The following is a 12129-nucleotide window of genomic DNA, read 5'->3' as shown; positions in this document are numbered from 1 at the left end:
GATGAAAAATATTATAATAAAACATAGTCTGGCATTGCTTGTCGTATTAGGATTGGCAAGTTGCAACGACGATTTTTTGGAAAGATACCCCCTCGATGAGGTGAGTAATGAAACGTTCTGGAATACAGAAAACGATTTAAGGGTTTATAATAATAGCCTGTATGATTTGGCGAGAAATGATGACGCTGTCCCAATTATGATGGGGCATTACCAAAACTTTGAAAGTCACTGGGGAGGCATCTGGTACCTGGATGAATTCACAGATAATATCGCACCTCGACATTCACGTCACACAAGGTACCAGCAAGTTCGGGCCGGAAAACATACCGTTACTTCAGGCTCCCAATGGTTTGGCTACAAGGGATGGAATTTTGTACGGGCAATAAATGTAGGATTGGAGAATTATGGTACCGCTGATGTATCACAAGAAGTAAAGGACAAATATGCTGCAGAGGCCCGTTTGTTCCGAGGTTGGTTTTATGCCGATAAAGTTTCGAAATTTGGAGATGCTCCCTGGGTAGACCGGGAATTGAATGTAGATTCTGAAGAACTCTATGCTAGCAGAACGCCCCGTGAGGAGGTGATGGCTAATGTGTTGGATGATCTGAATTTTGCTTCGCAAAATCTACCCGATGATTGGGGCGATGGTGGCGGACCGGGACGGCTTAATCGCTGGGCAGCGTTATTGGTAAAATCTCGTATATGCCTTTTCGAAGGAACCTGGAGAAAATATCACGGAGGCACCAATCCGGACATGTGGTTGCAAGAAGCTGCTTCAGCTGCAAAGGAATTGATGGATAATGGACCTTACGAATTGTATCAAACAGGAGACCCTGAAAACGACTACAATGCCATCCACCAGATAACGGATGACCTGACTGGGGTTCCCGAAGTAATGTATTGGAGAAGATACGAACTGGGGATATACACGAATCACGTCCAAAGTTATCACCGTGGTTATAACGGAGGAGCTACTAAGAGTATGGTGGAGGACTACCTGTGTACAGACGGCCTGCCAATCACTCTTTCCCCATTATACGAAGGTGATGCTACCATAGAAGATGTTTTCCAAAACCGTGACCCGAGGTTGAGACAAACCATATTACACCCTGACGATGTACTGAAATACGGGTATGGAAATTTCGATACCCGGCCGTACCCTAGATTACGAGGTATGGATGGTGGACAAACCATAGAGACAGGATACCACATTATTAAAGTATTTGACCCCAATACTTCTTACGCTACATATAATACTTCCAACACACCAGCAATTACTCTTCGTTATGGAGAAGCATTATTGAATTATGCTGAAGCGATGGCGGAATTGGGGACCATTTCCCAGGAAGACCTCGATATAAGTATCAACCTGCTAAGAGATCGGGTAGGAATGCCTCATATGGATATCAACAACATCCCTGTTGATCCAAGATATACAAGTGACGGCGTATCACCTCTCATTGTAGAAATCCGAAGGGAACGAAGAGTTGAATTATTTATGGAAGGGCTAAGATATGATGATCTTAGAAGATGGAAACAAGGTAAAAAATTGGAGACACCCGACTATGGAATTCGATGGGATGCTGCTGCACAAACCAGATATGAAGGAGCTAATGTATTGTCATCCATGGTAGATGGAGTTCCCTATGTCGATATTTATCAGGGAACGGACTTCGCTGATCCGGTTTTTGACGAGAATAAACACTATTTATGGCCTATTCCTACCAGCACAATCTCTCAGAATCCGAACGTTCAGCAAAACCCGGGTTGGTAATTTAATTTAATCTTAAATATTTTATACAGATCCTGGTGAATAATATTATATTCATCAGGATCATTTTTTTCATCATAAAATTTCAAAAATGCTTCATATTACCAAGAATTTCTTGCTTCCATTTCTTATGTTTTCAGCTTTAAATTTGAATATTTATGCCGCTATTTTTGACCTTCCTTCTAACCCTAAAACTGATTTAAGTAGAATAGATACCACAAAATTGGAGAATCCTTTTACAGCCAACTATGTAAAGGAAAATCTACGAAACAAAAGTCCTAAACTAATTCTTACTAAACCGCTAAGAAGAAACCTGCAACAAAAATTAAATTCTGATCCCGTCATAAAAAATGTCTACAGGGCTATTGAGCTAAACGCTGCCAAAATTATAGAGCAGCCTCTTTTGGAAAGGATTCAAACGGGAAGAAGATTGCTTCATGTGTCGAGAGAAATGTTATATCGTATGAATGTTTTGGGGATGGTATACCAGGTGGATAAAAACAAAGAAATTCTCGATCGAATAAATGATGAAATTCTCGCAGTTTGTAATTTTTCGGATTGGAACCCATCCCACTTTCTCGATGTCGCTGAAATGGCAATGGCCGTCGCTATTGGCCTTGACTGGACAGAAGGGGATTTGCCCAAACCTACCATACGAAAAGCGAAAGATGCCCTTATAGAAAAAGGCATCAATCCTTCATTTGATGGGACACCCGGATGGGTAAACGGGACCAATAATTGGAACCAGGTTTGTAACGGGGGAATGATTGCTGCTTCTATTATGATCGCAGATGAAAACCCCGAATTAGCTGCTAGAACTATTAGCAGATCAATTGATGGAATGCCGAATGCCCTTGTAGAATATGGACCTGATGGGGTGTATCCGGAGGGTGCTACTTACTGGGGATATGGTACGGCGTTCACAGTGCTTACTGCCTCTATGCTGGAAAGTGCATTTGGCAAAGATTATGGCATTTCAAATTACCCGGCTTTTCGAGAAAGTGCTTTATTTAAAAAATTAAGTGAAGCGCCTTCGGGGATGTATTACAATTTTGCAGATTGTGGAGATAACCGAGGGAAAAATGGTGATATGACGCTGGCCTGGTTTGCGAAAACGTATAATTATCCATTGTTCTTTGAAAAGGAACGATTTATGATAGCGCCTGAAGAAATGAGCAAGCTGACAAGACATGCCGGCGCAGGTCTTGTTTGGCTATCCCAATATGAACCCGTAGATATCGAACCAGCATTGCCCTATGCCTGGAGTGGAAAAGGAGATAATCCTATAGTTTTTTTTCGCGATGACGAAAACCAATATTATTTCGGTGGAAAAGGTGGACGGGGAACCGTCAACCACGGCAATATGGATGCCGGGTCTTTTATTTGGGAATTAAATGGGGTTCGTTGGGTAATTGACCCGGGAAACCAAAGTTATCACGAATTGGAAAAAACGGGGTTTAACTTATGGGGTCGTTGTCAGGAATGTGAACGATGGACACTTATCACCAAAAACAATTACGGTCACAGTACTATTACCGTCAATGACCAATTGCACGTGGTTGATGGGTTTGCTTCGCTGGAAGATTTTACTAAAGGAGCTGAGCCTTCTGCCACATTTGATATGTCTCCGGTTTTTGAAGGAACTTTGGATATGATCAAAAGAACTTTTACGAAGGACAGTCCACACTCCCTGATTATCGAAGATCAAATAAAAACGAATGAAAAAACTAAATTAGTCACCTGGCAACTAATGACTACGGCCGAAGTAATTCCTGTGAACGGAGGGGCTATATTAAAACAAGCAGGCAAACAAATTCAATTAGAAAATTTATCCCATTCTGAGTTCTCTATTTCAATTGTGTCTCTAGATCCTGCTCCCCTTGAATTGGATCGACAAATAGCAGGATTAAAAAGAGTGGAATTACGCATACCTTCCTGGACATTTGAAAATGGGGAAGGGGAAATAAAAATTAGATTGACAGGGAAGTAATTTACGGTGAAATGAAAAGCACATGGTCTAAGGCTGTAATTTTCTATATTATTCTTATTATGGGATGTTTATGCAAACAAACTACCTACGCCCAATCCGACCTCTCTATCATCAAAGACCGGATTATAAAAGAAATTATGGCCCCTACTATTGACGATAGTCAAATATCTCAATTATTGGCAACCTTTCAAGAAGATAGCACCTGGCCGGGAATTGACTATGTCGATACTACAAGAACTGCTTTTCAACACCATATTCATATGGAAAATATTCATGATTTAAGTAGATCTTACGTCCGTAAAGGATCCAATTTTTATAATTCGGAACAAGTAAAAGCCACAATAAATTCTGCATTAAACTATTGGCTAGAGCATGATTTTATCTGCCAAAACTGGTGGTGGAATCAAATTGGAATCCCCAGGACTTTGGTGGAGATCCTACTAATCCTTAAAGAAGACAACATTTTTACAGAAAGTCAGCTAGAAGAATCTTTGAAAATAGCTAATCGGGCTCATCTCGAAGCTTCGGGTGCCCGTCCAAGCGGGGACCGGATAAAAATTGCCGGAATCCTGGCGAAGCAACTTTTGGTGAAGGAAGATAAAGAGGAATTTGACAAAGTTATAGAAGTCATCGAAAGTGAGATCAAATTTGCAACTGCACGTGGCATGCAATATGATTATAGCTTTCACCACCGCCTTGACCGTGTAAACAATACACTTTCTTATGGCAAAGGGTATGCCGATGCTTTTGCAGAGTGGGCAGCCTATGTTCGGGGCACTACTTATTCCTTTTCGGATAATTCTATGAAAATGCTTACCGACTATTACCTGGATGGAATATGTAAAATGATGGTACATGGGAAATATCCCGACCCCGGAGCCAAAAACAGGAGTATTTCCAGGGCTGGAACCCTGGATCCTTACGGTTCAACAACTCCCAAAAGATTGATAGCTTCAGGCGATTACAGGAAGGATGAACTGGAAGAGATTATCGCTATAAGGAATAATAATTTACAACCATCTCATTCTCACAATACCTTTTACTGGCACTCCGAACATCATACCCATCAAAGACCTGATTACTTCACTTCTGTTCGCATGTTTTCCACCCGAAATCACAATATGGAGGTTCCTTACAACAGCGAAGGACTTCGCAATCATTACCTGGGCAATGGGTCAAATTTTATTTCGAGGACAGGGCAAGAATATCGAGATATTTTCCCGGTTTTTGACTTTCATAAAATTCCCGGTACTACCCTGGTCCAACATTCTTCTTTCTCGTCCAAATGGGAAATACAAAAAGAAGGCATTACTGATTTTGCAGGTGGCGTAACAAATGGTTTGTACGGGGCTGCCGGATTTTATTATAGCAGTGTATTCGATACTATAAAAGCGAAAAAGTCCTGGTTCTTCTTCGACGATGAATACGTCTGTCTCGGAAGTAATATTTCCTCAAAATCCGATGGAAATGTGGTTACCACTTTAAACCAATGCCATTTAAACTCCGATGTCATCATTTCAGGAGAGACTGTTCAAACACTCAATATTGATACAATATTAAATTTTAAAAAGCCCCGATGGATACTTCATGACAAGGTTGGCTATGTGCTACATGAAACAGACTCTGTATATATATCCAATAAGACCCAGTCCGGTAGTTGGTACGACATCAATGAACAATCTGATTCCCCTAAAGAAAAGATAGAAAAGGAAATATTTAAAGTTTGGTTAGATCATGGTTACGAACCTGAAAATGACTCATACACGTATTTTGTACTTCCAAATGCAAATCGTGAAAAGCTCATTAATTTCACAGCCCGAAACCCGATAGAAGTTACTGCTAATTCTCCCACAGTCCAAGCTGTTAATCATTCACGATTGCAAATCGCTCAAGCAGTTTTTTATCAAAATGATACTCTAAACATATTTGGGGACACAGATCTTATATTTCACAGCCCCGGAATGATCATGATTACTTACAACAATATAGGAATCACAGAAATTACAGTAGCGGACCCTACAAGAAAAATGGGGAAACTACACTTTGCGATCAACGATAAAATCTATTTTTCTAATGAAATAGTGCATACATACTGGGATTCCAAAAAAGGATATACAGAATTTTCCGTAGAATTGCCGCAAACTGTTTATGCCGGTCAAAGCGTAAATATCAAATTTTAAAAAATATGACAGCGAAATACAGGCAATTTAAAGTGCAAATAATTCTTTTCATATACTCTCTTGCAAGTACTTCTTTTGGTGTTAGTAACTTGTCGGCACAGGAAAGATTTTCAAATCCTGCTATTTTAGATAAGATAAAAATTGACAGCGTTTGGGCGGGACACCCCGTCGGGTTTTGTCTACTTACGCATGAAAACCGACAGTATATAGCATACTACAATTCAGATCGTAAAATGGTGGTCGGCCAACGCAATCTCGATGAAAGCAAATTTGACCTACATCCATTACCTCTTCTACGTCGGGAAACTTCAGGTGGAACCAGTACAATCCTTGGTTGGGATAGCCACAATTCAGTTACCCTAGCCATAGACAAAGAAGGTTATATACATCTCGCAGGTAATATGCATGTACATCCATTGACGTATTTCAGAAGCAAAAATCCGGACGATGTTTCCGAAATGGTACAATATCGCCATATGGTCGGAACAGAAGAAAACCGCTGCACCTATCCCAAATTTATGAAAACCCGTGAAGGCGAACTACTTTTCCACTATAGAGACGGGGGAAGCGGTAATGGTAATGAAATTTATAATATATATTCAACCGAAAAGCAGGAATGGACCCGATTATTGGATGCTCCACTTACAGATGGCCAGGGGCTTATGAATGCCTATCAGTCCCAACCTACTTTACTACAAGATAACTGGTATCACGTGTATTGGGTGTGGCGGGATACTCCGGACTGTGAAACCAACCACGATTTATCATATATTAAGAGCCCTGACCTGAAAAATTGGTACAATGCTTATGATGACCCTGTAGATATATCAGTTACTTATGACGATAAATCCGTTATTGTTGACCCTATTCCCTCCGGTGGAGGAATAATAAATCTCTCTGCAAGATTGTGTCTCGACAAGGACCTAAAGCCAGTTTTTGTGTACCACAAGTACGGTCCAAAAGGGAATTTGCAATTTTTTATCGCCCGGCTTGTAGATGATAAATGGGAATACAAACAAATAACTGACTGGGACTATCGGTGGGAATTTCAAGGACGCGGAAGTATTGTTAAAGAAGTGAGATTCCGAGATTTTACCAGGACGAAATCTGGATATAAAGTTTCCTTCTACCACATCAAACACGGTGAAAAAACATTTTTACTAAATAATGATTTTGACATTGTTCAAACGATGGAAAATAAAAAGGAAAAAGAAATTTCGTTTCCATTAGAAGGTGATTTTCCCGGACTCCAGGTACTTAAGACAGGGGATACTGGGAAACCTGAGTCAAGTGATGTCAAATACATAATAAAGTGGGAGACCCTTCCCAATAATCGAGACCGGCCAAGAGGCAAACCCTGGCCTAATCCAAGTCAATTATATTTGTATAAAATCAAGAATAAATGATACCCAGAATTATTGGTTTCTATCTTTTAAGTTTACTGACCAGTGCAAACTGCATAGCACAGACCCATTGGATGGAATTATCAACTGTAGGAGATGTTTGTGCAGCGTTTCCAGAACGGATGAACAAATTAATGAAAGACCTTGATCTGAAAATTCCGGAATTAGCCCAAGTTAATGATTATTACAATGATGCGGACTTAGTTAAAGCCTGTTCCGCACTCCTGGAATATTATAAAAACAATAATATTGCTTCGCATTTGCGAAAAGAATTACCCCCTTTTTCAACGAAAACAAGTGCAAAAGGTGATTCTATCCTGCAAGATATTTTTCGTTTTTATGCATTGTCTGATAAAGTACCAAGAGATAATTCGGGTCATTTGGACTGGGCATGGGAAGGTCCTGACAGCGATATAGAATGGGCCTGGGCTCTCAATCGTCACTACCCAGTGAGGGAATTATTATCTATTTATTCCGACACTCGTAATCCAAAATATATTCGATACATCGACCATTTTATCAAAAGCTGGGTCATTGAGAGCTTGCCATATCCGGAAGTAAAGAGCAGCACTGCCATGTGGAGAGGACTGGAGGCAAGTTTTAGAGTAAAAGTATGGTCTAATGTCTTTTATCAGTTTATTGACACTGACCTGATTAGCCCTGCAACCCAATTGCTTATACTTAGTAGTCTACCGGAACACGCACATTATGCATACAATTTTCACGGACAAAATAACTGGTTAACAATGGAAATGTCAGGCCTGGCAACCTTAGCTACTTCCTGGCCAGAGTTTAAAATGTCAACTAAATGGTTGGGATATACCATTGATCAAATGACAGAAAGTCTCAAGGGGCAAGTTTATCCTGACGGTGTCCAGACCGAATTGGCCTCCCATTACCATACAGTAGCATTGCACAACTTCCTTTTGTTCAATGATATCTGCGAACGTGCAGGCAAACCGCTTCCAAAGTTTTACACAGATCAATTAGAAAATATGTGGAACTACCTTGCCTGGTCAATACGACCTGATGGAAACGGGGTAATGAACAACGATTCCGACCTTGATTTTAATCGTCCGCGAGTTCTAGAAGCAGCGCAAAAGTACGGCCGTACAGATTGGGAATACCTTGCAAGTAATGGCGATTCCGGGATCAAACCAGAACAAAATTCTTCTCTTATATTTCCCTGGGCTGGACAAGTAGTATCCCGAAATAACTTCTCAGAAAGTGCTCATTGGTCGTTTTTTGACATAGGCCCTTGGGGATCAGGTCACCAACACAGCGATAAACTTCACATTTCCCTGGCGGCATATGGGGTTGATTTTTTGGTGGACGGTGGTAGATTTGCCTATAGAGGTAAAGTAGCAGATAAATTTAGCAAGTATGCCCGTGGTTCTTTAAGTCACAATATTATACTAGTAGACGGAAAAGAACAAAGTCCTGGGCCCAAGCTGGCTAAAAATGCGATTGAGGAAAATCAGTATAAACTTACTGATCAATATGATTATGCCTGGGGAACAGCAGAACCATTTTCAGGAATTGAAGGCTCGGCAGAACATCAAAGAACTTTTTTCTATCTCAAGGATCAGTTTTGGATCGTTATTGACAAAATAAAAACGGATCGCCCCAGGAATATTGAAGCACTGTGGCATTGGAACCCTGATTTTGAAATCCTAAAAAATGAAGAGAATACCGTCTTTACCCAACGTAAAAAAGGAAATCTTTTTATTCGCCCTCTTAACCAAGCCAATTGGAAAGTTGACCTGGTTAAAGGGCAGGAAAAACCAGTACTTCAAGGCTGGTATAGCAAATTGTATAATAAGGTTTTAAAAAACTACACAAGTGTCTATTCTACTGAAATATCTGAAGAAGTGATAATTCCGTGGTTAATTGTTCCCTATGACACCATAATGCCAGAATTTTCAGCTCAAATTATAGACCAGGATCAGGAGTTCATCACTATAAAGCTAACATTTGATTCTAATGCTACTTATGAAGTTTCGCTACCCTTAAATAATACCGATAATATAGTAATTGATGAAAAATAACATTTGAACCCTAATCTATGATTCGTTTCTTATTCTTGTCATTATTGAGCATATGCTTTTTTCCTAATGGAGGAATTTCACAGAATCCACACCTTTTAGTAAATCAATCTGATAAAGGTAAAATCCTGAATAAAATCAAAAATCATGAATGGGCGCAAAGAATTGTTACAGACATGCGTTCAAATGTGGATCCATATGTGCAACGACATCAAAATGATACGGCGTGGATATTAAGTCGGTATTTGATGAACAGGATACCCGGAAAAAGATATACACATGCTGTTTCAGATTCCATCGGTACACAAATCATTAGTTATTCAGGTGATGCACCTTGTCCTACGGTGAGGTACTCTCCTCACAAGCGACCTCCTGTTACTAAAAAGGGCAACCGGTATAAAGTCCCATCAATTGAAGAATTGACACCATACGATACCTCTATGAAAATGGAGCTTTACAATCCCGACATTGAGAAAAATGAAAAAATTGATCCCAGGGCCTATGTGGGGTCTATAAATGGCAAATTCCATAGACTAGCCTTGAAAGCGTCAATTCTTTACTGGTTGTATGGAGAGGAGAAATATGCGAAGTTTGCTTCGGATATTGTCAATCAATGGGCTCGTGGCGCCTATTACCAGGATCCCATAGAAGGCCCTTGCCGCGTGGGATATTTAAACATTCAAACCCTGGGAGATGGGCACAATGAGCCACTTCTTCTTGCCTATGATTTTTTAAAGTCATTTATGGTGGAAACAGGCTACAATATGAATTACTATGAGGTAGTCTTTGACCGACTTGCTGAGACATTGACCTATAATGGGTTTGCTCACAGCAATTGGTATGCCGCAGAAAGTGCAGCCCTGGCTATGGCTATACTGAGCCTTGAAAACCAGGAACGAAAAGATTTCTTTATGGATTTCTTTTTTTCAAGGGATACAATTGAAAACAATTGTGGTCACTTGTCTTATGCTACTACTGTCGAAGAATGGTTGACGCCTGATGGCCACTGGAAAGAACCCGGGGGATATCACAATTATCCCGTTTCCAATCTATTGCTTTCAGGAGTCGTTTTCGAAAAGAATGGGTATAGCGTTTTTCAAAAATATCCTGCTCTTTTTCAGGCATCTTATGCGCTTCTAAAATATTCCTTCCCCAACCTAAAAGTTTCTTCTTTCGGAGACACGAAAAGGGTCTTTCAAAGCCCTCTGGGCCTGGAACTTGGTTTGGTTTATGCAAAAAAATACGATGATACAAACACATTAAATATTGCCAAGGCTATTGAAACCCTAATTTCAGACAGTTTATATTCTCGTGAAACTTCCGGCAGTCTAGGGCTATTGACATATGCTTCCGAATTACCTGACACCAAAGGTTATGAACTTTCCTGGCCAAGAAGTGGTGAACTGGACTTTGCCCGATTTTACTTCCAAAGGAATGGAATCGATAAGAAAAATGGTCTAATGTATGCAGTAAACGGCGCTTCCTATAATCATAATCACAACAATGGCATGGCCATGGAACTCTACGGAAATGGAACGGTAATGGGAGCTGACCCGGGCCCTGGAGCTACTTACGATCATCCGGATCACGTTGAATATTACGCCCAATGGGCAGCCCATAATACGGTAATTGCAGGCGGACAATCAGGTTCGGTACCCTACAAAGGCAAGGCCGGAGAAAAAGATATTGGAGCCATTGAACTCTTTGCCATGGAACCTTCCCCCGGGAAATCAGCTGTTTCGGAAAATTTCTCCTTTACAGACACACGGTATTTTGAGCACTCTACCAATACCAATCAATTGCGCACAATGGGGATTATTCGAACATCTGATACTTCTGGTTATTATATTGACATCTACCGTTCTGACCATCCGGTTCGAAATGATTATATATATCACAATATCGGCAAATCAGTTTCAATGTTTACAATGGATAGTAATCCCTTAACATTGTTTTCCACTCCTGCCTACCCGCTATCTGGTGAAGATAAACCCGGTATTCGATTTTTGAAAAATGTAAAACATACTCGGGCAAATAAAGAAGCCGTTAAAGCCCAATTTGTCATTTCAGAGAATTCTTATATGAATGTATATTTCCCCGGAGGTACGAGCCAGGAATATTATTCCGGAACATTCCCGCGCTCCAATACGGCCCCGAATAAATTAAAAAAACTCCCCACGCCGGGTCTTGCTATTTTCAGAAACGGAGAAGCCTGGTCCAGGCCGTTTGTCTCCATATTTGAACCTTCTGAGCAAAAAAGTGTATCGCAAATTACTAATGTGGAGATATTAAATAAAAATTCTCAATCTAATCACATTGTCCTTGAGATAGAGGGGACAACACACGAAAAGCAAATCGTGTTTCAGGGGAATGATAATATTGCGAAATTCAGAAAAGACTCTATGGCTTTTAGGGGAATATTTGGAGTCCTTAATTACGTAAAAAACAAACCCCAAAAAATGTATTTGGGAAAAGGGAAAAGTATCCAATCCGGGAAATATGCACTATCATGTAATGAAGAAATAGGTTCTATCGAGCTTCAACTAATGAACGAAAACACTTTTCGCATAAATTGCAATGAAGGGTTTGAATTTGAAATTCAGGATACAACATTTTCGAATGCCGTGGTTTTAATAGAGGAAGAAGAACAAAAATTGGAATTGAAGAAGGAAGAGGAGAAGGTGATCATTCAAATCCCTCCGAAATCAAAAGGTGTTATAAAATTGAGGGAGTAACAAAT

The 12129-nt window shown here is 40.2% G+C and carries 6 protein-coding genes; all 6 read left to right on the top strand.

The genetic code is table 11. The features are described 5' to 3' along the window. Position 1: 1 nt before the first annotated feature. The 6 genes from LVD47_RS02930 (at position 2) to LVD47_RS02905 (ending at position 12124) form a co-directional block, all read left to right on the top strand. Positions 2 to 1774: a RagB/SusD family nutrient uptake outer membrane protein gene (locus LVD47_RS02930; RefSeq protein WP_236974042.1), complete on the top strand. Its 1773-nt coding sequence runs from the start codon at positions 2 to 4 to the stop codon at positions 1772 to 1774. An 88-nt stretch (positions 1775 to 1862) separates the two neighbouring features. Beyond that, on the top strand, positions 1863 to 3761 hold the full coding sequence (locus LVD47_RS02925; RefSeq protein WP_236974041.1) for a heparinase II/III domain-containing protein: 1899 nt from the start codon (positions 1863 to 1865) through the stop codon (positions 3759 to 3761). 11 nt (positions 3762 to 3772) lie between these two features. Further along, complete coding sequence (locus LVD47_RS02920) at positions 3773 to 5941, top strand: polysaccharide lyase family 8 super-sandwich domain-containing protein (RefSeq protein WP_236974040.1); 2169 nt, start codon at positions 3773 to 3775, stop codon at positions 5939 to 5941. Positions 5942 to 5946: 5 nt separating this feature from the next. Next, on the top strand, positions 5947 to 7347 hold the full coding sequence (locus LVD47_RS02915; protein ID WP_236974039.1) for a BNR repeat-containing protein: 1401 nt from the start codon (positions 5947 to 5949) through the stop codon (positions 7345 to 7347). Continuing rightward, positions 7344 to 9392 (top strand): alginate lyase family protein, encoded by a 2049-nt coding sequence (locus tag LVD47_RS02910; protein ID WP_236974038.1) that lies wholly within the window; start codon positions 7344 to 7346, stop codon positions 9390 to 9392. Before LVD47_RS02915 ends, LVD47_RS02910 begins: the two co-directional genes overlap by 4 nt. 17 nt (positions 9393 to 9409) lie before the next feature. Further along, positions 9410 to 12124 carry an endo-acting ulvan lysase-like protein gene (locus LVD47_RS02905; RefSeq protein WP_236974037.1) on the top strand — a complete coding sequence of 905 codons (2715 nt, stop codon included), beginning with the start codon at positions 9410 to 9412 and terminating at the stop codon, positions 12122 to 12124. Positions 12125 to 12129 lie beyond the last annotated feature (5 nt).

The organism is Membranihabitans maritimus (genome assembly GCF_021729145.1).
Taxonomy (GTDB): domain Bacteria; phylum Bacteroidota; class Bacteroidia; order Chitinophagales; family Saprospiraceae; genus Membranihabitans; species Membranihabitans maritimus.
Note: the sequence above shows the minus strand (reverse complement) of the source record. Positions and strands in the feature narration are given on the sequence as shown.

What these genes read in the sequence shown, in the direction of transcription:
- LVD47_RS02910 (WP_236974038.1), top strand. Translation starts at nt 7,344, where the DNA reads ATGATACCCAGAATTATTGGTTTCTATCTTTTAAGTTTACTGACCAGT.
- LVD47_RS02920 (WP_236974040.1), top strand. Translation starts at nt 3,773, where the DNA reads ATGAAAAGCACATGGTCTAAGGCTGTAATTTTCTATATTATTCTTATT.
- LVD47_RS02930 (WP_236974042.1), top strand. Translation starts at nt 2, where the DNA reads ATGAAAAATATTATAATAAAACATAGTCTGGCATTGCTTGTCGTATTA.
- LVD47_RS02925 (WP_236974041.1), top strand. Translation starts at nt 1,863, where the DNA reads ATGCTTCATATTACCAAGAATTTCTTGCTTCCATTTCTTATGTTTTCA.
- LVD47_RS02905 (WP_236974037.1), top strand. Translation starts at nt 9,410, where the DNA reads ATGATTCGTTTCTTATTCTTGTCATTATTGAGCATATGCTTTTTTCCT.
- LVD47_RS02915 (WP_236974039.1), top strand. Translation starts at nt 5,947, where the DNA reads ATGACAGCGAAATACAGGCAATTTAAAGTGCAAATAATTCTTTTCATA.